Source organism: Pseudomonas urmiensis, assembly GCF_014268815.2.
GTDB lineage: Bacteria > Pseudomonadota > Gammaproteobacteria > Pseudomonadales > Pseudomonadaceae > Aquipseudomonas > Aquipseudomonas urmiensis.
Map to the genome: position 1 here is coordinate 3,293,951 of NZ_JABWRE020000001.1, position 20,970 is coordinate 3,314,920.

21 protein-coding genes and 1 pseudogene are annotated in these 20,970 nt (G+C 62.7%); 3 read left to right on the forward strand and 19 right to left on the reverse strand.

Features of this window, described 5'->3' with window-relative positions; all coding sequences use genetic code 11:
* Nucleotides 1-105: 105 nt before the first annotated feature.
* The 6 genes from acpP to HU737_RS14880 all read right to left on the reverse strand — a co-directional run bounded on the left by acpP (nucleotide 106) and on the right by HU737_RS14880 (nucleotide 4,117).
* Nucleotides 106-342, reverse strand: a complete 237-nt coding sequence (acpP, locus tag HU737_RS14855) for an acyl carrier protein (protein ID WP_008096410.1) — start codon at nucleotides 340-342, stop codon at nucleotides 106-108.
* 214 nt (nucleotides 343-556) lie between these two features.
* Entirely contained in the window at nucleotides 557-1,297 is a 741-nt protein-coding gene (gene fabG / locus HU737_RS14860) for a 3-oxoacyl-ACP reductase FabG (protein WP_186556909.1), read from the reverse strand.
* Nucleotides 1,298-1,313: 16 nt separating this feature from the next.
* Nucleotides 1,314-2,252 (reverse strand): ACP S-malonyltransferase, encoded by a 939-nt coding sequence (fabD, locus tag HU737_RS14865; protein ID WP_186556911.1) that lies wholly within the window; start codon nucleotides 2,250-2,252, stop codon nucleotides 1,314-1,316.
* Between the two features lie 127 nt (nucleotides 2,253-2,379).
* A complete protein-coding gene (plsX, locus tag HU737_RS14870; protein WP_186556913.1) occupies nucleotides 2,380-3,390 on the reverse strand; it encodes a phosphate acyltransferase PlsX in 1,011 nt (336 codons plus the stop codon).
* A 3-nt stretch (nucleotides 3,391-3,393) separates the two neighbouring features.
* Complete coding sequence (rpmF, locus tag HU737_RS14875) at nucleotides 3,394-3,576, reverse strand: 50S ribosomal protein L32 (protein ID WP_008096416.1); 183 nt, start codon at nucleotides 3,574-3,576, stop codon at nucleotides 3,394-3,396.
* Nucleotides 3,577-3,589: 13 nt separating this feature from the next.
* On the reverse strand, nucleotides 3,590-4,117 hold the full coding sequence (locus HU737_RS14880) for a YceD family protein (RefSeq protein ID WP_186556915.1): 528 nt from the start codon (nucleotides 4,115-4,117) through the stop codon (nucleotides 3,590-3,592).
* Nucleotides 4,118-4,212: 95 nt separating this feature from the next.
* On the opposite strand from HU737_RS14880, the gene HU737_RS14885 reads away from it, so the two are divergent.
* Entirely contained in the window at nucleotides 4,213-4,791 is a 579-nt protein-coding gene (locus HU737_RS14885) for a Maf family protein (RefSeq protein ID WP_186556917.1), read from the forward strand.
* Between the two features lie 38 nt (nucleotides 4,792-4,829).
* Here HU737_RS14885 and sppA read toward each other — a convergent pair whose 3' ends face one another.
* From sppA to rluC, 3 genes are read right to left on the reverse strand one after another with little or no spacing between them, the layout of a single operon-like run.
* Nucleotides 4,830-5,819 (reverse strand): signal peptide peptidase SppA, encoded by a 990-nt coding sequence (gene sppA / locus HU737_RS14890; protein ID WP_186556919.1) that lies wholly within the window; start codon nucleotides 5,817-5,819, stop codon nucleotides 4,830-4,832.
* 2 nt (nucleotides 5,820-5,821) lie between these two features.
* Nucleotides 5,822-6,502 carry an HAD family hydrolase gene (locus tag HU737_RS14895; protein WP_186556921.1) on the reverse strand — a complete coding sequence of 227 codons (681 nt, stop codon included), beginning with the start codon at nucleotides 6,500-6,502 and terminating at the stop codon, nucleotides 5,822-5,824.
* Nucleotides 6,503-6,508: 6 nt separating this feature from the next.
* Entirely contained in the window at nucleotides 6,509-7,465 is a 957-nt protein-coding gene (rluC, locus tag HU737_RS14900; protein ID WP_186556922.1) for a 23S rRNA pseudouridine(955/2504/2580) synthase RluC, read from the reverse strand.
* A 753-nt stretch (nucleotides 7,466-8,218) separates the two neighbouring features.
* Here rluC and rne point away from each other — a divergent pair.
* Complete coding sequence (gene rne, locus HU737_RS14905) at nucleotides 8,219-11,476, forward strand: ribonuclease E (protein ID WP_186556923.1); 3,258 nt, start codon at nucleotides 8,219-8,221, stop codon at nucleotides 11,474-11,476.
* A 184-nt stretch (nucleotides 11,477-11,660) separates the two neighbouring features.
* Here the strand turns inward: rne and murB are convergent, their stop codons facing one another.
* The 8 genes and pseudogenes from murB to HU737_RS14945 all read right to left on the reverse strand — a co-directional run bounded on the left by murB (nucleotide 11,661) and on the right by HU737_RS14945 (nucleotide 18,601).
* Nucleotides 11,661-12,680, reverse strand: a complete 1,020-nt coding sequence (gene murB, locus HU737_RS14910) for a UDP-N-acetylmuramate dehydrogenase (protein ID WP_186556925.1) — start codon at nucleotides 12,678-12,680, stop codon at nucleotides 11,661-11,663.
* Nucleotides 12,677-13,141 carry a low molecular weight protein-tyrosine-phosphatase gene (locus HU737_RS14915; protein ID WP_186556927.1) on the reverse strand — a complete coding sequence of 155 codons (465 nt, stop codon included), beginning with the start codon at nucleotides 13,139-13,141 and terminating at the stop codon, nucleotides 12,677-12,679. The genes murB and HU737_RS14915 overlap by 4 nt, the downstream gene beginning before the upstream one ends.
* A complete protein-coding gene (gene kdsB / locus HU737_RS14920) occupies nucleotides 13,141-13,905 on the reverse strand; it encodes a 3-deoxy-manno-octulosonate cytidylyltransferase (protein ID WP_186556929.1) in 765 nt (254 codons plus the stop codon). Before kdsB ends, HU737_RS14915 begins: the two co-directional genes overlap by 1 nt.
* Nucleotides 13,902-14,087 (reverse strand): Trm112 family protein, encoded by a 186-nt coding sequence (locus tag HU737_RS14925; protein ID WP_028633616.1) that lies wholly within the window; start codon nucleotides 14,085-14,087, stop codon nucleotides 13,902-13,904. The genes kdsB and HU737_RS14925 overlap by 4 nt, the downstream gene beginning before the upstream one ends.
* 42 nt (nucleotides 14,088-14,129) lie before the next feature.
* Entirely contained in the window at nucleotides 14,130-15,140 is a 1,011-nt protein-coding gene (gene lpxK, locus HU737_RS14930; protein WP_186556931.1) for a tetraacyldisaccharide 4'-kinase, read from the reverse strand.
* Nucleotides 15,140-15,574 carry an ExbD/TolR family protein gene (locus tag HU737_RS14935; protein WP_186556933.1) on the reverse strand — a complete coding sequence of 145 codons (435 nt, stop codon included), beginning with the start codon at nucleotides 15,572-15,574 and terminating at the stop codon, nucleotides 15,140-15,142. The genes lpxK and HU737_RS14935 overlap by 1 nt, the downstream gene beginning before the upstream one ends.
* Nucleotides 15,571-16,206 (reverse strand): MotA/TolQ/ExbB proton channel family protein, encoded by a 636-nt coding sequence (locus HU737_RS14940; RefSeq protein ID WP_186556935.1) that lies wholly within the window; start codon nucleotides 16,204-16,206, stop codon nucleotides 15,571-15,573. The genes HU737_RS14935 and HU737_RS14940 overlap by 4 nt, the downstream gene beginning before the upstream one ends.
* A gap of 171 nt (nucleotides 16,207-16,377) precedes the next feature.
* Nucleotides 16,378-18,601: pseudogene (locus tag HU737_RS14945) on the reverse strand (DNA internalization-related competence protein ComEC/Rec2).
* Between the two features lie 142 nt (nucleotides 18,602-18,743).
* Here HU737_RS14945 and HU737_RS14950 point away from each other — a divergent pair.
* Nucleotides 18,744-19,370, forward strand: a complete 627-nt coding sequence (locus HU737_RS14950; RefSeq protein WP_186556937.1) for a DUF2062 domain-containing protein — start codon at nucleotides 18,744-18,746, stop codon at nucleotides 19,368-19,370.
* Here HU737_RS14950 and HU737_RS14955 read toward each other — a convergent pair.
* The gene (locus HU737_RS14955) at nucleotides 19,254-20,033 is read right to left on the reverse strand and encodes an ABC transporter permease (RefSeq protein ID WP_186556939.1); all 780 of its coding nucleotides are present in this window, start codon (nucleotides 20,031-20,033) and stop codon (nucleotides 19,254-19,256) included. The genes HU737_RS14950 and HU737_RS14955 overlap by 117 nt on opposite strands.
* Nucleotides 20,030-20,962: an ABC transporter ATP-binding protein gene (locus tag HU737_RS14960; RefSeq protein WP_186556941.1), complete on the reverse strand. Its 933-nt coding sequence runs from the start codon at nucleotides 20,960-20,962 to the stop codon at nucleotides 20,030-20,032. Before HU737_RS14960 ends, HU737_RS14955 begins: the two co-directional genes overlap by 4 nt.
* Nucleotides 20,963-20,970 lie beyond the last annotated feature (8 nt).

Genomic DNA, 20,970 nt, shown 5'->3' on the forward strand with positions numbered 1-20,970 from the left:
TGCAATGGCAACAAACTCTTGATTCACGGTTCTCGCAAAGAAAAAACCGCACGCCGGCAAAGGCAGTGCGGTTTTTCCCGACAAGAAGCGTCGACTACAAACGTCTTAGGCCTTGTGGCTGTTGACGTAGTCGATGGCAGCTTGAACGGTAGTGATCTTCTCGGCTTCTTCGTCAGGGATTTCGGTCTCGAATTCCTCTTCCAGAGCCATCACCAGCTCAACGGTGTCAAGCGAATCGGCACCCAGGTCATCGACGAAGGACTTCTCGTTGGTCACTTCCTCTTCCTTGACGCCCAGTTGCTCGGCGACGATTTTCTTGACGCGTTCTTCGATGGTGCTCATACCTAGTTTTCACTCCTAATGGACATATGTCAGGCAGCTGGCCGGTGACCAAGTTTATAGCAAGACGTTTGCTTTTCAAGCGGAACGCGCCCTGCCATACCCTATTGAATAGTCACCCAACCCTCTGTCCGGAATCTGGTTGCAGCTTTATAACGGATTTTAGGCTCGGAGTATGACTCTTTTTTGAACCAATCCGTCACATTGAGTTGCGGTGTTACATGTACATCCCGCCGTTCACCGGCACGGTAGCGCCAGTGACGTAGGCTGCGCCGTCGGATGCCAGGAAGGCCACCACTTTGGCGATTTCATCAGCCTGACCCAGGCGGCCCAGCGGAATCTGGGTTTGCAGCGCTTCACGCTGCGCTTCGGGCAATTCACGGGTCATGTCGGTATCGATGAAGCCAGGAGTGACCGAGTTGACGGTGATATTGCGCGAACCCACTTCACGCGCCAGGGCGCGGCTGAAGCCTTCCAGGCCTGCCTTGGCGGCGGCGTAGTTTACCTGACCGACGTTGCCCATGGCACCCACAACCGAACCGATGCTGATGATACGACCCCAGCGCGCCTTGGTCATGCCACGCAGCACGCCCTTGGACAAGCGGTACAGGCTGTTGAGGTTGGTGTCGACCACGTCGAACCACTCGTCGTCTTTCATCCGCAGCATCAGGTTGTCGCGGGTGATGCCGGCGTTGTTGACCAGGATCGCGGTAGCGCCGAATTGCTCCTGAATGGCCGCAAGAACGGCGGTGACCGACTCTTCGCTGGTCACGTTCAGCTCCATGCCGGTACCGGTGATGCCGTGCTCTTTGAGGGTGGCGGCGATGCGCTCTGCGCCCGAGGCCGAGGTCGCGGTACCGATCACGGTCGCGCCCTGGCGGCCCAGTTCGAGGGCGATAGCCTGGCCGATGCCACGGCTCGCGCCGGTGACCAGTGCAACTTTACCTTGCAGGCTCATGCAAGCTTCTCCAAATTCAGGCCAGCGCCGCACGGGTGGCGGCGACGGCGTCAGGGGTATTGAGGTTGTAGGTGGTCACGCCGTCAGCGCAACGCTTGTTCAGGCCAGCCAGGACCTTGCCCGGGCCGCACTCGACCAGGTTGACCGCGCCGTTGGCGGCCAGGGTCTGCACGCACTCGACCCAGCGTACTGGCTTGTACAGCTGCTCGAGCAGGTCGCGCTTGAGCGCATCGAGATCAGCGGCGATGCCAGCGGTAACGTTCTGTACTACCGGGATCTGCGGGGCTTTCCAGTCGATGGCGTTGACGTGCTCGGCGAAACGCTCGGCGGCCGGCTTCATCAGGGCACAGTGCGACGGTACGCTGACCGCCAGTGGCAGGGCGCGCTTGGCACCGGCCTCTTTGCACAGCTCCATGGCACGATCGACCGCAGCCTTGTTGCCGGCAATCACAACCTGGCCCGGCGAGTTGAAGTTCACCGCGCTGACCACTTCATCTTCAGCCGCCTTGGCGCAGATCTCGACTACCACGGCGTCGTCCAGGCCAAGGATCGCGGCCATGGCACCGTGACCGGACGGCACGGCTTCCTGCATCAACTGACCGCGACGCTCGACCAAGCGAACGGCGTCTTTCAGCGACAGGCTGCCAGCGGCGACCAGCGCGCTGTACTCGCCCAGGCTGTGACCTGCGACGAAGGCAGGCTGTGCGCCGCCCTCTGCCAGCCACAAGCGCCACAGGGCGATGGATGCGGTGAGGATCGCCGGCTGGGTCTTGTCGGTTTGATTGAGTTGTTCTTCCGGGCCTTCCTGAACCAGCTTCCACAGGTCGTAACCCAGAGCCTCGGAGGCCTCCTTGAAGGTCTCGATGATCACCGGCTTTTCGGCGCCGAGTTCAGCAAGCATGCCCAGCGACTGGGAACCTTGGCCGGGAAAGACGAATGCGAGGGATGCAGACATTGAACAAGCCCTTATGATCTTGTCGTCGGATAGGGTGCGCCGAGCCTAAGGCTGGACGCGCAATCTGAAAACTTGGATGAAAACGAAAACCAAGCGGTCACATTTAACCACTTCATGGCGATTATGCCTAAGGCAGCAAGTCTTCCAGGCGACCATGCAAGCGCTGCGGCAGGTTTTCCTGGATCTCGATCAGCGCGCGCTGGATTGCACTCTGCAAGCCCTCGACGCCCGCCGAGCCATGGCTTTTGATGACGATACCCTGCAAGCCGAGAAAGCTCGCGCCATTGTGCCGCGCTGGGGCCAAATCGGCCTGCAGACGCTTGAGCAGCGGCAAGGCCATGGCGCCGACAGCTCGGGCGAATACACCACCCTTGAACAGCGCCTCGATGCGCGCACTGATCATGGTCGCCAGGCCTTCGCTGGACTTGAGCAGGATATTGCCGACGAAACCGTCGCACACCACCACGTCAGCCTCCCCCCGGTACAGGCCGTCACCTTCGACGAAACCTATGTAGTTAAGGCCGCGGGCATTCTGCAACAGCGTGGCAGCCAGCTTGACCTGCTGGTTGCCCTTGATGTCTTCGGTGCCAATATTGAGCAACGCCACGCGCGGGCGATGAATGCCCAGCGCCTGGGCCGCGACCGAGCCCATCACCGCGAACTGGAAGAGGTTCTCGGCGCTGCAATCGACGTTAGCGCCCAGGTCGAGCAACTGGCAGAAGCCTGACTGGGTCGGAATTGCCGCCACCATCGCCGGCCGGTCGATGCCCGGCAGGGTCTTGAGCACGAAACGCGACAAGGCCATCAGCGCACCGGTATTGCCGGCACTCACGCAGGCCTGCGCCTTGCCATCACGCACTAATTCGAGGGCGACGCGCATCGACGAGTCAGGCTTACCGCGCAATGCCTGAGAAGGCCGCTCGTCCATGCCCACCACTTCGCTGGCGGCCACGATTTGCAGGCGCGCGCGATCCGCAGCCGAGAGGCCACTGACAAGATCTTCAAGAAGGGAGGGTTGACCGACGAGGGTCAGGTGTAGCGAGGGAGTAGCCGAGAGGCAAGCGATACTTGCCTGGACAATGCTGCGGGGACCGAAGTCCCCGCCCATTGCGTCGATCGCGATGATCTGAGCGGACAAGATTTACTCGTCAGCGCCCTTGTCGATCACTTTGCGACCACGGTATACGCCTTCTGGCGATACGTGGTGGCGCAGGTGTACTTCACCGGTGCTTTTCTCTACCGACAGCGCGTTTTCCGACAGGGCGTCGTGCGAACGGCGCATGTCACGGGCAGAGCGGGATTTTTTGTTCTGCTGAACAGCCATAATTGATTAACTCCTAAACGTTTGGGTCACGCTTTAACTGCGCCAAGACACTGAACGGGTTGGACCGCGTTACCTCGTCCTTGCTCGATTCGGGCTCGTCTGCGCCCGCCGGCTGCTGGCATTCTTCCGGATGATGAGCAGGCACGATGGGCAAGGCGAGCAAAAGCTCTTCCTCGATCAGCGCCTGCAGATCCAAAGGATCTTCGCCCAGTTCCAGCACGTCATAGCCTTTCGGCAACGACTGGGTATTCGCACCCTCCTTCACCACAGCGTAGGAACACTCGCTGTGAATCGGCAGGGTGACCAGCTCAAGACAACGCTGGCAAACCATTTTGACTTCGACGTCGAGCTCACTGTGGATAACCACAGCGTTCTGTTCGTCTCGTTCAAAATCGAACTTCGCCTGCACCGTACCGACATTGTCGGAAAGCGGGTCGCAGAGTCTTTCCAAATCAGCGAGTTGCAGCGAACCTTGGAGGGTTACGCCACGATCGGCTAATTTGCGCGGGTCAACGTGAGGTGGAATCGGGTCATTCAACATAGGCGCAGCATTCTAGGGATGCCCCCCGCCCCTGTCAAAGGAAATTCGGCGGCATCTGACATGTTAGAATCGGATGATCTGCCCAGGAGTCTACCATGCTTCCCCTGTTACTGGCTTCCAGCTCCCCTTACCGGCGCGAACTGCTCGAGCGCCTGCGCCTGCCCTTCACCTGGGCAAGCCCCGATATAGACGAGCAGCGCCTGGATGACGAGCCGGCTGTCGAACTGGTTCGACGCCTGGCCCGACAGAAAGCCGAGGCACTTGCGCACAGCCACCCTGATCATCTGATCATTGGCTCTGACCAGGTTGCCGTGCTGGGCGAACAGATCCTTGGCAAGCCGCACACCTTCGATCGAGCGTGCGAGCAGCTGCTTGCGGCGAGCGGGCAGCACGTTACCTTCCTCACCGGCCTGGCGCTGTACAACAGCCAGACAGGCCAGTGCCAGGTCGACTGCGTGCCATTTACCGTTGCGATGCGTGAACTGGACCGGGGGCGCGTTGAGCGCTACCTGAGGGCTGAGCAGCCGTTTGACTGTGCTGGCAGCTTTAAAGCGGAAGGGCTGGGCGTGAGCTTGTTTCAGAGCACCCATGGCTGCGATGCGACCAGCCTGGTCGGCCTGCCACTGATTCGGCTGGTGGATATGCTGCTTAAGGAAGGCGTGCAGATTCCTTGAGAATTCTGGGGGCGCTTTGCCCCCAGACTCGTTCAACCTTAACGCAGGGTTGGCCCCTGGAACCCCATCCACATGGCCAAATGCTCAGCCACACTGGCGCCAATGCGCTTGGAGAAACGATCGAACGGCGATTCCTGGACAGTGAAATCGACCAGGTTCTTCTCACCGACAATATCCCGCGCCACATAGCTGGCACTACCCAGACCATCCACCAACCCCAGCGCCTTGGCCTGCTCACCCGACCAGATCAGGCCGCTGAACAGCTCAGGATGCTCCTTGTCCTTCAGGCGCTCGCCGCGACCCTGCTTGACCATGGCAATGAACTGCTGATGGGTCGTGTTGAGCACACCCTGCCAGAACTCGGTCTCTTCAGGCTTGGCTGGCGAGAACGGATCAAGAAACGCCTTGTGCTCACCGGCGGTGTAGGTACGACGCTCCACCCCCAGCTTGTCCATGGCACCGACAAAGCCATAGCCCGCTGCGGTCACGCCGATCGAACCGACCAGGCTCGCCTTGTCGGCGTAGATCTCGTCCGCCGCACTGGCGATGTAATACGCACCCGAAGCCCCCAGATCGGCGATCACCGCATACAACTTGATCTGCGGGTACTCGGCACGCAGGCGACGGATCTCGTCATACACATAACCGGACTGCACCGGGCTGCCGCCCGGGCTGTTGATGCGCATCACTACAGCCTTGGTCTTGGCGTCCTTGAACGCCTCACGCAGGCTCTTGACGATATTGTCGGCGCTGGCGGCCTCCTGGTCGGCAATGATGCCACGCACTTCGACCAACGCCGTATGGCTGTCGCTGCGCGAGGCAGTGCTATCGATGCTCATCAGCGGCGAGAACAGGAACAGGATGCCGAACAGATAGAGGAACGTCAGCAGCTTGAAGAAGATGCCCCAGCGCCGCGCTCGGCGCTGCTCTTGCACACCGGCCAGCAGGGTCTTTTCCAGCAGCTTCCAGCTCTTGCGATCTTCGTCCTCGACCACCTCGGTCTTGGGCGCTTTCCACTCGTCAGCCATGCTCACCTACCTTGGAATTGAAGTTGCGCCGAACCGCTCAACCACTGGCGCAACTGGGAAAAATGATCAATACAGACCTGCGGACCGAATTCAGCCAGCGCCTGCAGCGACATCGCGCCGTAGCCCACCGCCACCGAATGCATCCCGGCATTGCTGGCCATCTGCAGATCGAACGCCGAATCTCCGACCATCAGCGCCTGCCCAGGTTCGACCTGGCAATGCGCGAGAATCTCTTCGAGCATCAGCGGATGAGGCTTGCCACGGGTTTCGTCGGCAGCCCGGGTGATGTCGAAGAATTGCTCCCAGCCATTGGCCTTGAGCACCCGATCCAGCCCGCGACGTGCCTTGCCGGTTGCCACCGCCAGACGATAGCCCTCGGCACGAAAGGCATCCAGCGACTCCAGCACGCCTTCGAACAGCGGCGAAGGCTGCTGATCGAGCGCCATGTAGACGTCGGCGTAGTGCTGACGGAACACCTCGACCTGGACCGGCTGAAGATGGGGATAGAGCACCGAGATCGCCTCGCTCAACGCCAGGCCAATGATGCCCTTCACCGCATCTTCGGCGCTTGGCACCTCGCCCGCACGCTCGGCCGCCAGGTTCATGGCCAGGACAATCCGCCCAATCGAGTCGGCCAACGTGCCATCCCAATCGAAGATCAACAGCTCGTAGCGTTTACTCATCGACAATCAGCTCGCACTCAAGCGCTCCACGGTCTTGGCCCACATCTCGTCGACCGGCGCCTCGATCTTCAGCTCGCCGCCATCGGGCAGCGGCACGGTCAGGGCATAGGCATGCAGGAACAGGCGCTTGCCCCCCAGCTCACGGATCTCGCGGGTGAAGTCCTCGTCACCGTACTTGCTGTCGCCGGCGATCATGTGCCCGGCATGCAGGGTGTGCACGCGAATCTGGTGCGTACGGCCGGTAATCGGCCGCGCCTCGACCATGGTGGCGAACTCACCAAAGCGGCGCAGCACGCGGAACAGGGTCAGCGCGTCCTTGCCTTCGTCATTGATTTCGACCATGCGCTCGCCAGAGCGCAGGTTGCTCTTCTGCAGCGGCGCATTGACCTGCTTCTTCGAGGTCGGCCAGTGACCGCGCACCAGCGCCATGTAGCGCTTGTCGACACCATCACCGCGCAGGGCGGCATGCAGGTGGCGCAACATGCTGCGTTTCTTGGCGATCATCAACAGGCCGGAAGTGTCGCGATCCAGGCGGTGGACCAGCTCCAGCTCCTTGGCATCCGGGCGCAGCTGACGCAGCGCCTCGATCACCCCAAAGCTCAGACCGCTGCCGCCATGCACGGCGATACCGGCTGGCTTGTTGAGCACGATCAGCGCCTTGTCTTCATAGACAATCGCTGCCTCCAGGCGCTGCAACAGCGCCTGGGCGACCGGTACCGGCTCGTCGCGCTCAGGCAGTCGGACGGGCGGTACCCGCACGATGTCGCCGGCCTGGATCTTGTACTCAGGCTTGACCCGCCCCTTGTTGACCCGCACCTCACCCTTGCGCAGGATGCGGTAGACCAGGGTCTTGGGCACGCCCTTGAGGGCCGTGATAAGGAAATTGTCGATACGTTGGCCGGCAAGCTCCGGCGCGACTTCGATCAGCTGAACGCCGGAAGTCGGAGGGGTATTGGTCGTCATTGCTCGATCATAACAATTTTTTATGGAATTGAAGCACTTAATCATTACTGCTATAGTCGCGAACGCCGCCAAAAGCGGCAGGCCAGCGGCACCTGGCTCTACGCCGGGCCCTGACCATCGCAATTCTCGAGGACGCGAGGCCGTCCTACGGGGTTTTCGCCAGTTTACCGAAATGCCTGGAATCGCCACCAGCGCCGAGTAGAGAAGACCGAAAAAAAACGACAAGCGCGGTGTTTCACCTGCTTTCCCGCTTCTTTTCGCTGGACCTCTGCCCCGCCACCGTCGCTTCCGCGTCACACCCGGCGAATGCTTCGGAAATACCTGCCTTGGACATGAATGGCGTCAGCTTCTGAATCGGAGCTGGCGAAAAATGCAACCCGTTGCGGATTCAGCGCGCGGCAGCACCCGAATTTTCAGGGATACGTGCAGGGTGGAGATGTACAGCCTCCCGGATCGTGTAGCACGGCGTTCGGCCACCGGCCCTCTGTAATGGCCCGGCGAGCGAGCCTCGATGTTCTCCAGATGCCTACGGGCGTCCACGATTCAATGGCTGATTCCTCCTCCTGACTGAGTGCACTTGGCACCGCAGCAACAGGACGCGTCGTCGCGACCACGGCAGGCTGGGCAACCGGCTGGTGCCGAATGTCGCCGACACGGGGGTGGCTCGCTACCCTTTGCGCACCTTGGCACCGACCATGAGAAGTCGTGTGTGCCGAACGCCGTTTCCGGCAGCCCGGAAACCGACGGTACAACATGAAAAGAATGCTGATTAACGCAACTCAACCCGAAGAGTTGCGTGTAGCCCTGGTGGATGGCCAACGCCTCTACGACCTGGATATCGAATCCGGCGCCCGTGAGCAGAAAAAGGCCAACATCTACAAAGGCAAGATCACCCGGATCGAGCCCAGCCTCGAAGCCGCCTTCGTCGACTTCGGCTCCGACCGTCACGGCTTCCTGCCGCTGAAGGAAATCTCCCGCGAGTACTTCAAAAAGGCCCCTGAAGGCCGCGTCAACATCAAGGAAGTGCTCAGCGAAGGCCAGGAAGTCATCGTCCAGGTCGAGAAGGAAGAGCGCGGCAACAAAGGCGCCGCCCTGACCACCTTCATCAGCCTGGCTGGCCGCTACCTGGTACTGATGCCGAACAACCCCCGCGCAGGCGGTATTTCCCGTCGCATCGAAGGCGAAGAGCGCAACGAACTGCGCGAAGCCCTCAATGGCCTGACCGTGCCGGGCGACATGGGCCTGATCGTGCGCACTGCCGGCCTTGGCCGCAGCAGCGAAGAGATGCAGTGGGACCTGGACTACCTGCTGCAACTGTGGACCGCAATTAAAGAAGCCTCGCTGGACCGCACTGCGCCGTTCCTGATCTACCAGGAAAGCAACGTCATCATCCGCGCGATCCGCGACTACCTGCGCCAGGACATCGGCGAAGTGCTGATCGACAGCATCGATGCCCAGGAAGAAGCCCTGACCTTCATCCGCCAGGTGATGCCGCAGTACGCCAGCAAGGTCAAGCTGTACGAAGACAGCGTACCGCTGTTCAACCGTTTCCAGATCGAAAGCCAGATCGAGACCGCCTTCCAGCGCGTAGTCGACCTGCCTTCCGGCGGCTCGATCGTGATCGATCCGACCGAAGCCCTGGTGTCCATCGACATCAACTCGGCGCGCGCTACCAAAGGCAGCGACATCGAAGAAACCGCCCTGCAGACCAACCTGGAAGCGGCCGAGGAAATCGCCCGTCAACTGCGTCTGCGTGATATCGGCGGCTTGATCGTCATCGACTTCATCGACATGACCCCAGCCAAGAACCAGCGCGCCGTCGAAGAGCGTGTGCGCGAGTGCCTTGAAGCTGACCGCGCCCGCGTCCAGGTTGGCCGCATTTCGCGCTTCGGCCTGCTGGAAATGTCCCGTCAGCGCCTGCGCCCATCGCTGGGCGAGAGCAGCGGCATCGTCTGCCCACGCTGCTCGGGCACCGGTATCATCCGTGACGTCGAGTCGCTGTCGCTGGCAATCCTGCGCCTGATCGAAGAAGAAGCCCTGAAGGACCGCACTGCCGAAGTGCGTGCCCAGGTGCCAATCCCGGTCGCCGCGTTCCTGCTCAACGAGAAACGCAATTCGATCACCAAGATCGAATTGCGCACGCGCGCACGGATCATCATCCTGCCGAACGATCACCTGGAAACCCCGCACTTCGAAGTCCAGCGCCTGCGCGACGACAATCCGGACGTGCTGACCAACCAGTCCAGCTACGAAATCGCTGCCACCGAAACCGAGGAAGCGCCGCAACCGACCGCCGCCACTCGCACCCTGGTTCGCCAGGAAGCAGCGGTCAAGACGGCCCCGGCCCGCACCAACGCTCCGGTTCCTGCCGCCGCACCAGAACAGCCCGCCGCCCCCGCCGCAGCAGCTGCCAATGCGCCTGAGCCAAGCCTGTTCAAAGGCCTGGTCAAGTCGCTGGTCAGCCTGTTCGCAGGCAAGGACGAGCCTGTCGCTGCACCCGCTGCCACCACCGAGAAGCCTGCTACCGAGCGCCCACAGCGCAACGAAGAGCGTCGCAACGGTCGCCAGCAGAGCCGCAACCGCAACGGCCGCCGCGATGAAGACCGCAAACCGCGCGAAGAACGTGCCGAGCGCGCCCCGCGCGAAGAGCGTCAACCGCGTGAGGAACGCGCCCCACGTGAAGAGCGAGCACCTCGCGAAGAACGCGCTCCACGCCAGGACCGCCGCGGCAACCGTGAGGAACGCCCAGTTCGCGAACTGCGCGAACCTCTGGACGCCGCACCGGCTGCCCGCGAAGAACGCGCTCCTCGTGAAGAGCGTGCACCTCGTGAGGAGCGCGCACCACGCGAAGAACGCGCCCCTCGTGAAGAGCGTGCACCGCGCGAAGAACGTGCTCCTCGTGAAGAGCGCGCACCGCGCGAAGAACGTGCTCCTCGTGAAGAACGTGCTCCTCGTGAAGAGCGCGCACCGCGCGAAGAACGTGCTCCTCGTGAAGAGCGTGCACCGCGCGAAGAACGTGCTCCTCGTGAAGAGCGTGCACCGCGTGAAGAGCGTGCACCGCGTGAAGAACGCGCTCCTCGTGAAGAACGCCAGCCGCGCGCTGCCGAACAAGCCGCCGAGCAGGCAGCGGAAATCGCCGACGAGCAACTGCCAAACGAAGAGCTGCTGCAGGACGAGCAACTGGAAGGCGCCGATGGCGAGCGTCCACGTCGTCGTTCCCGTGGCCAGCGTCGTCGCAGCAACCGTCGCGAACGTCAGCGCAATGCCAATGGCGAGCTGATCGATGGCGATGAAGAAGCCACTGATGAGCAGCAGCCACAGCAGCACCAAGCGACCGAACTGGGTGCCGAACTGGCAGCTGGCCTGGCCGTCACCGCTGCCGTTGCCACCAGCAACATCAGCGCTGAAGCTGAGGCCCAGGCCAATCAACAGGCTGAAATCGCCACTGCCGAGGCCCCAGAGGCTGCGACAGGCGAAGTCATCGCCCTGCCATCTGAGCCTAACGCCCAGGTAGAACAAACCGTTGCCGCCGCACCTGTGGTCGAGCAGCCGTTCAGCGAGCCGGTAGCCGTGGTCGAGCCGAGCGCCGAGCCAGTTGTCGAAGTGGTGCCGCAAGCTGTCGTTGAAGCGCCTGTCGCTGAAGCTGCTGAGCCACAAGTTGCTGTCGAGGCTGTAGCGATCGAAACTCCAGCGGTTGAATCGGGTGAAGCCGAGAAAGCGCCGGAAGTTGCCGAAGCTGCACCGGTCGCACCCGTCGAGGCGCCAGTAGCTGAGCAGCCTGCTCCGGCTGTCGAAGCCAAGCCTGAGGTTGTCGAGCCAGCACCGGTTGCCGCCGAACCAGCACCGGTAATGCTGCCTAACGGCCGCGCGCCAAACGACCCACGTGAAGTGCGTCGCCGCAAGCGTGAAGCCGAGGCCGCCGCTGCTGCCGCTGCCGCCGCACAGGCTGCTGAAGCTGCGCAACCTGAAGCCCTGGAAACAACCGAAGAGCAGAAGCCTCATCACGGTTGATTGCAACGGCTGAATGAAAAAGCCCCGCCAGTGTGAACTGGCGGGGCTTTTTCATGGCTTTTGGTAATGTGCTGCCTGTAAAAGCCTTATCGCGGGGCAAGCCCGCTCCCACGTACCCCGTCGCAATCGAATCGTTTGCGTGGGAGCGGGCTTGCCCCGCGATGAGGCCATCACAGGCAGGCCATCAATACAGGTTTGGCTCCATCTCCAACTCAACCCCAAACCGTTCGAGAATATCCGCCTGGATCTTGCGCGCCAGCTCATGCAGCTGCACCCCGGTCGCCTGGCCATAATTGACCAGCACCAGCGACTGCAAACGATGCACGCCCGCGTCACCCTCACGATGCCCCTTCCAACCCGCCTGCTCGATCAACCAGCCCGCAGCCAGCTTCACCTGGCCATTGGCCTGGGGATAAGCCACCACACTCGGATAGCGCGCACGGATCTGTTCAGTCAGGGCAGCACTGACCACCGGGTTCTTGAAGAAACTGCCGGCATTGCCCAGTTCGAGCGGATCCGGCAGCTTCTCGCGACGAATACTGCAGATCGCATCACTGATCGCCTGGGCAGTGGGCTGCTCGATGCCCTGCTCACTCAGACGCTGACGCACCGGCCCGTAGTCCAGGTGCGCCCGCAGCGTGCGATCGAGGGCAAAGCGTACCCGCAGGATCAGCCAACGCCCCGGCTCGCGCTTGAACAAGCTGTCGCGATAGCCGAATGCGCATTCTTCAAGGCCGAAATCACGCAGCTCGCCGGTCTGGCGATCCAGCGCCGTCAGCCCTGCGAACACATCCTTGATCTCCACTCCATAGGCACCGACGTTCTGCATCGGCGCAGCGCCTACGGTGCCAGGGATCAGGCTGAGATTTTCCAGGCCGCTCAGGCCTTGCTCCAGGCTCCACTGCACGAAAGCATGCCAGGGCTCGCCAGCCTCGGCCTCGACCACCACCCGATCGCCCTGCTCGCTCAGCACCCGGCGACCACGGCTGGCCATATGCAGCACCAGGGCGTCGATGTCATGGGTGAGCAACAGGTTGCTGCCACCACCAATCACCAGCACGGCAACGTGCCGCTGCGCCGCATTGGCCAGCGCCGCACGCACGTCATCGTCATTGTGCGCTTGAGTGAAATAGCGCGCTTTGACGTCGATGCCGAAGGTGTTGAACGGCTTGAGCGAAACCCGCTCCTGCCACTGCGCCGTCATAGCCGCCCCTTGATTTCCACAACCAGCGCCTGGCAGGCCGCCTCGATCAGGTCCAAGACCTGCTCGAAGCCGTCGGCGCCGCCGTAATACGGATCGGGTACTTCGTCCAGCGCTGCGCCATAGCGGCGCAGGAACAGATCGAGCTCAGCGCTTGCCGCGTGCGGGCGCAACGCCTGCAAATGGGCAAGGTTGCTCTTGTCCATGGCCAGCACCAGATCGTACTCGGCGAAATGGCGTGCACTGACCTGCTGGGCACGCTGCGCCGACAGGTCGTAACCGCGGCTTAGCGCTGCACGGCAGGTACGCGCGTCGGGCGCCTTGCCCACGTGCCAGTCGCCCGTCCCGGCAGACGCTACATGGACCTGGTCAGCCAGGCCGGCAACCTGTAATTGATGGCGTAACACGCCCTCGGCCGTTGGCGAACGGCAGATATTGCCCAGGCAGACGAACAGAACGCGCATCAAGCCTCCAGCAAGCGCCGAACGCGCTCCAGGTCTTCAGGGGTATCGACACCCACGGCAGGCGCCTCGATGGCGTCCTCGACATGAATGCGCACGCCATGCCATAGCGCCCGCAGCTGCTCCAGCGCCTCGGTTTGCTCGAGCCAGCACGGGCCCCAGCTAACGAAGTCTTGCAGGAAGCCCACGCGGTAGGCGTACATGCCGATGTGGCGACGATAAGGCACTGCCTCAGGCAGCTGCTCACGATCCTTGGCGAAGGCGTCACGCGCCCAGGGCAGCGGCGCGCGGCTGAATGTCAAGGCCAGGCCATGCTTGTCGCTGACGACTTTGACCGCGTTGGGGTTGAATACCGTCTGCGGCTCATGGATCGGCTCGGCCAGGGTGGCGATGCCCGCCTCAGGGTGCGCCGCCAGGTTGGCCGCCACCTGATCGATGATCACTGGCGGAATCAGCGGCTCGTCACCTTGCACGTTGACCACGATGGCATCGCTGGGCAGCCCCAGGTGCGCGGCAACTTCGGCCAAACGGTCGGTGCCGGATTCATGATCGGCGCGCGTCAGCAGCACTTGGGCGCCGAACGCCTGGCACGCCTCGACGATGCTGGCATCGTCAGTGGCGATGACCACGCGGCTGGCACCGCTCTTACGCGCCTGCTCCCACACGTGCTGGACCATCGGCTTGCCGGCGATCGGCAGCAATGGCTTGCCCGGCAAGCGCGTCGAGCGCAGGCGAGCGGGGATCACCACGGTGAAATTCAGGCTCATTTGTCCAGACGCTCGTCGTCAGTCAGGGTGCGCGCTTCGCTTTCCAGCATGACCGGGATGCCGTCACGCACTGGATAAGCCAGGCCTGCGCCTTTGCTGATCAGCTCGGTCTTGTCGGCGCTGAGCTTGAGCGGGCCTTTAGTGATCGGGCAGGCCAGGATGTCGAGCAGTTTGGTGTCCATGGAAGCTTCCTTGAGGCCAGTGGCCGGAAAAATGAATAGGGCTCAGGGCTGACGGCGCGCAGGCAGCAACCGGTCGAGCTGAGCGTCGAACCAACCGACGAAGGCTGGCGAAGGCTGCGCTTCGACCGCCAGGTACCACCAATCGTCAGCGGCGAACGCCCGGCACTTCACCGCATCTTTTTCAGTCATTACCAGCGGCAAAGCCGGGCTGAACGTCAGCGCCTGGGCAGAGAACTGCGCATGGTCGGCGAAAGGATGCGGCACAGGCTGCCAGTTTAGCCCCAGCAGGGTGTTGAAGAAACGTTGTGGGTTACCAATACCAGCCACCGCGTGCAGGGCCTGGCCGGGCGGGAAATGCTCAAGCGAATGGCGCTCGCCGCTGTGCAGGTTGATCAGCGCTGAGGGCTGCAACTGGAAGGCAAAACCGCCATCACGGTCGCCGCTCGCGCCGTTGTACAGAACGGCATCCGCGTCTTGGAGACGCTCGACCGGCTCACGCAGCGGGCCTGCCGGCAGGCAGCGGCGATTGCCCAGGCCACGTGCAGCATCGATCAGCACCAGCTCAAGGTCGCGGGCCAGGCGATAATGCTGCATGCCGTCGTCACACAAGATCAGGTCCAGCGGCTCGCTGGCCAATAGCGCCTGCACGGCGCGGGAGCGGTCAGGGTCGATCATCAGCGGCACGCCGGTGCGCTGGACGATCAGCAACGGCTCGTCGCCTGCCTGCTCGGCACTGTGAGTCGCCTCGACCCGCCAGGGCAACTGCGCAGGCTTGGCGCCATAACCGCGACTGACCACGCCAACCCGCAGCCCCTGACGGCGGCAGTGCTCGATCAGCCAGAGGATCATCGGCGTCTTGCCGGTACCGCCAACGGTGATATTGCCCACCACGATCACCGGTACCGGCGCGCGGTAGCTGGCACTCTCGCCGCTGAGAAAGCGCGCACGCTTGCGCAGCACTACGCGCCGGTACAGCGCCTCCAGTGGGCGCAACAGGGCCAAGGCCGGATGTCCGGCATACCAGGCCTCCAGCAGACGATCGGCGAAGGACATCAGGGCGTCCCCGGCGCCGCCTCGACGGTGGTCATGCGCAGCTGGCTGAAACCGAGCTTGCCGGCAGCATCCATTGCGGTAACCACAGCCTGGTGCGGCGTCTTGCCATCAGCACTGATCGACAGCGGCAACTGGGTGTCGCCACCGGACTCCTGCTGCAGCGCCTCGGTCAGGGTCGCCAGGTCGCTCTTGGGCAGCAGGTGGTTGTTCACCGAATACACGCCGTCGGCGCTGATGGTAATGTCCACCCGCTTGCCCTCGTCGGGGCTAGGCGGTGCAGCCGTGGTGGCCTCCGGCAGCTCGACGCGCAGCTGGTTCTCGCGGGTGAAGGTGGTGGTGACGACGAAGAACAGCAGCAGCACGAACACCACGTCGATCAACGACGCCAGGTTGATGTCGACGTTCTCGCGCTGGCGATTGCGCCGAAACTTCACGCCTTGCCTCCAGCCACTTCCACTTCGCGGTCGCCCTGCACGACCTCGACCAGCTTGATCGCCTCTTGCTCCATGCCCACCACCAGCTCATCGATACGACGCAGCAGGAAGCGGTGGAAGAATACCGCCGGGATACCGACCATCAGGCCCGCAGCCGTGGTGACCAGGGCCTTGGAGATACCGCCGGCGAGCACCGAGGCGTTGGCCGTCATCTGCGAGCCCATGAAGGCGCTGAAGATATCGATCATGCCCAGTACCGTGCCGAGCAGGCCGAGCAGCGGCGCCATCGCAGCGATGGTGCCCAGGGTGCTGATGTAGCGCTCCAGCTCATGGATGACGCGCGAGGCGGCCTCTTCGATGCACTCTTTCATGATCTCGCGGCCATGGCGCGAGTTGGCCAGGCCTGCGGCAAGGATCTCGCCCAATGGCGAATCGGCGCGCAGGGCCTTGAGCTTGTCACTGGTGAGCTGCTTGTCCTTGATCCACATCCATACCTGGCCGAGCAGGTGCGGCGGGGTCACGCGACTGGCGCGCAGGGTCCACAGGCGTTCGGCGACGATCGCCATGGCGGCGATGGAGCTCAGAATGATCGGCAGCATCATCCAACCACCGGACTTGACCAATTCCCACACAGTAAGCATCCCCTCGGAAAAAGGCCGCCACTCTAACATAGGACGCAAGTCGCCTCATCTGCCGGAGGTCGCAATGCGCAGCAGCGCATCCCCTCCCCCGACGCTAACCAACCACAGGCACCGTGGGAGCGGGCTTGCCCCGCGAAGAGGTCGGCCCAGCCTATGCTCTACTCAATCCCCAGTACGCCAGAACCGCCGCTGCCCCCGCTGCCCCTCTACACCGCCAAAGCTACCCAGGCGCAAACTCAGGGCCCCCTCGATCGCCGTGTCGTGAATCACCGCCCCATGCCGCTGATAACGCTCGATCACCTGCGCATGCGGATGCCCGAACCCGTTGTACCGCCCCCGCGAAATCAATACCCCACGCGGCGCCGTGGCGCGGATGAACGGTTCAGTGGAAGAACTGCGACTGCCATGATGCGGCGATTGCAGCCAGTCGACCCGCGTCTGGCCATTGGCCGCCAGCCAGGCCCGTTCGGCCCCGGCTTCAATATCCCCGGCCAGTAGCAGCCGCTCGCCATTGGCCTCGACCAGTAGCACGCAAGAGCGCTCGTTGCTCCCCGGCCCCTCGGGCCAATGCCAGAGCGAAAAACTCACCCCATCCCACTCCCAGCCCTCGCCCGTCAGGCACATGTCCGCCTGCAATGCCGCTGGCAGCTCAGCGGCCTCCCCGGCCAGCACCCGGGCAATCGCTAGGCCGCGGTGAACAGCCAACGCACCACCTGCATGATCGGCATGGGCATGGCTAATCAGCATGACGTCCAACTGATCCACCCCCAGCTTGCGCAGGGTGGGCAGCACTACCGTCTGCCCCAGATCGCTTCCGCCTTGCGCGGGACCTGCGTCGTAGAGCAGGGTGTGCTGGCGGGTACGCAGCAGTATCGCCAGCCCTTGCCCGACATCCAGTTGCAGCACGTGCACTTGGCCATGCGGCACGGATTCCGTCGGCGCCCACAGCGCCAGCAGCATCACGGCCCCCAAGCCTCGCAGCGGCAAGCCACGCGGCAGCAGCACCAGCCAGGCGCCGCTGGCGACCAGCAGCCAAGCGATCAGCGGCAAGGGTCGAGGTATCCAGGCGGGCTGCCAGTGGGCCAGGTGGCCGAGCGCGCGAAACAGCCACTCCAGCGCCCCGCCCGCCAGCCAGCCACAACAGCGACTCGCCTACCCCCGCCACAGGCAGCAGAACAGTGCCAAGCAACGCCAAAGGCAGGACCAGCAGGCTGATCCAGGGTACAGCCAGCAAATTGGCCACAGGTGAGCTGACACTGATCGGCAGCCCCACCGCCAGCAATGCCGGGAGCAGGCCCACAGCGATCACCCACTGCGCCCGGGTCCAGGCCTGCCAAGGTCGCCAACCACCGAGCCGGTGAGCGAAGCAGTAGACCAGCACCGCCACCGCTCCAAACGACAGCCAGAACCCTGGCAACAGGCTGGCCAACGGCTCGATCAGCAACACGCCGCACAACGCCAGTAATAGCGGCAAGCCGGTGCCCAGATGACGAAAGCGCAAGCGCCAGGCCAGCACTACCGCGAGCATCAGGCAAGCGCGCTGCACCGGCACCGCAAAACCCGCCAGCCAGCCATACGCCAATGCTGCCGCCATTGCCAGGCCACAGGCCCAGGGCAACCACGGCCAGCGATGCGGCCAGGCGCCGCAACGGGCCATGAACGCCACCAGCCCATACATCAGCCCCGCAGCCAGGCCGATGTGCTGCCCGGAAATCACCAGCAAATGCACTGTGCCGCTGGCCTGCAGGGCCTGCCAGTCTTCGCGCGCCAGCCCCGAGCCATCACCAAGCACCAACGCGACCAAAGCGGCTTCGCGGCCCTGGCCATCCACAGCCAGCAAGCGCTGGCGCAGACTGTCGCGCCAGCCGCCGGAGACTGGCGTCAGCAGTTGCCCGGCCTTGACTGTGCCGGTCGCACCGATCCTGCGAGCCAACAGCGTCGCTTCGCGGTCTGGCCCATGGGGGTTGAGCAGGCCATGCGGGCGCTTGAGTGTAACGGCCAGGCGCCAACGCTCGCCGGCCTGCACGTGCGGTCCGGCAAACCAGCTCAACTGCAGGCGTTTGGGCAGATCAGCCCGGCGCGACACTGCCTCATCCAGCTCAAAACGCACGCCTCGGCCAGTCTGTGCTGGCAGCCCCACCACCCTGCCCTCCAGCCACAAGGTGCGGCCATCCAGAGTGGCCGCCAGACGGTCATCCAGCGCTTGCTGCGCCGACCAACACGCCCAGCAAAAGCCCAGCAGCAGCCAACCCAGCGGCCAAACGCGCGTACGCAAGCAGCCCAGCCCAAGCAAAAGCAGGATCAGCAGCCATCCGACCGATGGCAGAACCGGAAGAAAACGCAGGGCCAACAACCCCGCGGCGAGCGCAAACATCCCTGTGCGCATGAGGTAGAGCTCCGCAAGCCGATAAGCCTGCACAGCAATAGCGCAATTGGCGCCTAATCTTGCTCAACAATTGTCACAAACTCTGAACAAGCCAGTCAGGGAATCAAGGCATACTGACCCCCTTCAAACCCGGGGAGCCTACATGCCGCGCCGCCTCTTCAAACGGTACATGCCGGATCCGACCAGCATTCGGGAACACAAATCCTTACGCTTCTTCGGAAAACTGCTGCACGATCCCAACCTCTGGCACCTGAACCGCCATTCAGTGGCACGGGCCATGGGTGTAGGCCTGTTCGCGGCGTTGATCCCTATCCCGATGCAAATGCTGCTGGCCGCCAGCCTGGCCATTCCCCTGCGCGGCAACTTGCCAATCGCGGTGAGCCTGGTCTGGCTGACCAATCCGCTGACCATGCCACCGGTGTTCTTCGTCACCTACATGACCGGCGCCTGGCTGTTGCAGACGCCACCGCGCACCCTGCCCGACGACCTGACCTTCGAGTGGATCACCGATCAGCTGTCGACCTTGTGGCAGCCGTTTCTGCTCGGTTCGGTGGTCTGCGGCGTGGTACTCGGTATCGCCGCCTACTTCATCACCATGTTCTATTGGCGCTGGTGGGTTGGCCGGCAGTGGCGCCGGCGCAAACTCAAGGCTTCATGCACGCATGCCGCGGCCGCTGACCAGCAAGCGGATGCACAGGGTATACAGCACTGCGGTAGCAACCAGCATGAAGGTGATCGCCGTACCAATGCTGATATCCGACACCCCTAGAATGCCATAGCGGAACGAGTTGACCATGTGCAGCACCGGGTTAGCCAACGACACGGTCTGCCAGAATGGCGGCAGCAGGTTGATCGAATAGAACACCCCGCCCAGGTAGGTCAGCGGCGTCAGCACGAAAGTCGGGATGATCGAGATGTCATCGAAGTTGCGCGCGAACACTGCGTTGACGAAGCCCAGCAGCGAGAAGATGGTTGCCGTGAGCAACACCACCACCACGGTGACGCCCAGGTGATGCACTTGCAGATGGGTGAAGAACAGCGACAGGATGGTCACGATCACTCCCACTGCCAGACCACGCAACACCCCGCCCAGCACATAACCGACGAGGATGGTGTGTGGCGACACCGGCGAAACCATCAACTCCTCGATCGAACGCTGGAACTTGCTGCCGAAAAAGCTCGACACCACGTTGCCATAGGAGTTGGTGATCACCGACATCATGATCAGCCCGGGGACGATGTACTCCATATAGGTGAAGCCACCCATATCGCCGATCTGCCGGCCGATCAGGTTACCGAAGATCACAAAGTACAAGACCATGGTGATCGCCGGCGGCAGCAAGGTCTGCGGCCAGATGCGCAAGAAGCGCCGGACTTCGCGGTAGACGATGGTATTGAGGGCCACCCAGTTGGTGCGCAGCTCCACATTCATACCGCCACCTTCGACAGGTTCTTCTCCACCAGGGACACAAACAGCTCCTCAAGTCGGTTGGTCTTGTTGCGCAGGCTCTGCACTTCGATGTTCTGCAGGGCCAACTGGCCGAACAGCGCGGTGATGCCAATATCCTTATCCACCTGCACCTCCAGGGTATGCGGCGTGATCAGCCGACACGGGTAGCCCTGCAAGTTGGGGGCAACGGCCAGATCCTGCTTGAGGTCGAGCACGAAGGTTTCCACATGCAATTTGCTCAGCAGCTTGCGCATGCTGGTGTTCTCGACGATGGTGCCGTGGTCGATGATGCCGATATGGCGGCACAGTTGCTCGGCTTCCTCGAGGTAGTGGGTGGTGAGGATGATGGTGATGCCTTTCTGGTTCAGCTCAGTCAGGAAGCTCCACATCGAGCGACGCAACTCGATGTCCACCCCTGCGGTTGGCTCATCGAGAATCAGCAAACGCGGCTCGTGGATCAGCGCGCGGGCGATCATCAAGCGGCGCTTCATGCCACCGGACAGCGAACGCGACTGCACATCACGCTTGTCCCACAGCCCCAACTGGGTCAGGTACTGCTCGGCACGCTCCTTGGCAAGCTTGGGCGGGATGCCGTAGTAGCCCGCCTGGGTGACGACGATGTCGAAGGTCTTCTCGAACTGGTTGAAGTTGAATTCCTGCGGCACCACGCCCAGGCAGCGCTTGAGCGCGGCAGGCTCGCGGTCCAGGTCATGGCCAAACACATTCACCGTGCCGCTGGTCTTGTTGACCAGGGTCGAGAGAATGCCGATGGTGGTGGATTTGCCGGCGCCGTTAGGGCCGAGCAAGGCGAAGAAGTCACCTTCGGCGACATCCAGATCGATGCCCTTGAGGGCCTGGAAGCCATTGCCGTAGGTCTTGGTCAGCTGTCTTATGGACAGGGCAGAACTCATAGCGGGTC

Coding starts and splice junctions, on each gene's coding strand:
- acpP (WP_008096410.1), bottom strand. CDS start 342: ATGAGCACCATCGAAGAACGCGTCAAGAAAATCGTCGCCGAGCAACTG.
- fabG (WP_186556909.1), bottom strand. CDS start 1,297: ATGAGCCTGCAAGGTAAAGTTGCACTGGTCACCGGCGCGAGCCGTGGC.
- fabD (WP_186556911.1), bottom strand. CDS start 2,252: ATGTCTGCATCCCTCGCATTCGTCTTTCCCGGCCAAGGTTCCCAGTCG.
- rpmF (WP_008096416.1), bottom strand. CDS start 3,576: ATGGCTGTTCAGCAGAACAAAAAATCCCGCTCTGCCCGTGACATGCGC.
- HU737_RS14880 (WP_186556915.1), bottom strand. CDS start 4,117: ATGTTGAATGACCCGATTCCACCTCACGTTGACCCGCGCAAATTAGCC.
- HU737_RS14885 (WP_186556917.1), top strand. CDS start 4,213: ATGCTTCCCCTGTTACTGGCTTCCAGCTCCCCTTACCGGCGCGAACTG.
- sppA (WP_186556919.1), bottom strand. CDS start 5,819: ATGGCTGACGAGTGGAAAGCGCCCAAGACCGAGGTGGTCGAGGACGAA.
- HU737_RS14895 (WP_186556921.1), bottom strand. CDS start 6,502: ATGAGTAAACGCTACGAGCTGTTGATCTTCGATTGGGATGGCACGTTG.
- rluC (WP_186556922.1), bottom strand. CDS start 7,465: ATGACGACCAATACCCCTCCGACTTCCGGCGTTCAGCTGATCGAAGTC.
- rne (WP_186556923.1), top strand. CDS start 8,219: ATGAAAAGAATGCTGATTAACGCAACTCAACCCGAAGAGTTGCGTGTA.
- murB (WP_186556925.1), bottom strand. CDS start 12,680: ATGACGGCGCAGTGGCAGGAGCGGGTTTCGCTCAAGCCGTTCAACACC.
- HU737_RS14915 (WP_186556927.1), bottom strand. CDS start 13,141: ATGCGCGTTCTGTTCGTCTGCCTGGGCAATATCTGCCGTTCGCCAACG.
- kdsB (WP_186556929.1), bottom strand. CDS start 13,905: ATGAGCCTGAATTTCACCGTGGTGATCCCCGCTCGCCTGCGCTCGACG.
- HU737_RS14925 (WP_028633616.1), bottom strand. CDS start 14,087: ATGGACACCAAACTGCTCGACATCCTGGCCTGCCCGATCACTAAAGGC.
- lpxK (WP_186556931.1), bottom strand. CDS start 15,140: ATGTCCTTCGCCGATCGTCTGCTGGAGGCCTGGTATGCCGGACATCCG.
- HU737_RS14950 (WP_186556937.1), top strand. CDS start 18,744: ATGCCGCGCCGCCTCTTCAAACGGTACATGCCGGATCCGACCAGCATT.
- HU737_RS14955 (WP_186556939.1), bottom strand. CDS start 20,033: ATGAATGTGGAGCTGCGCACCAACTGGGTGGCCCTCAATACCATCGTC.
- HU737_RS14960 (WP_186556941.1), bottom strand. CDS start 20,962: ATGAGTTCTGCCCTGTCCATAAGACAGCTGACCAAGACCTACGGCAAT.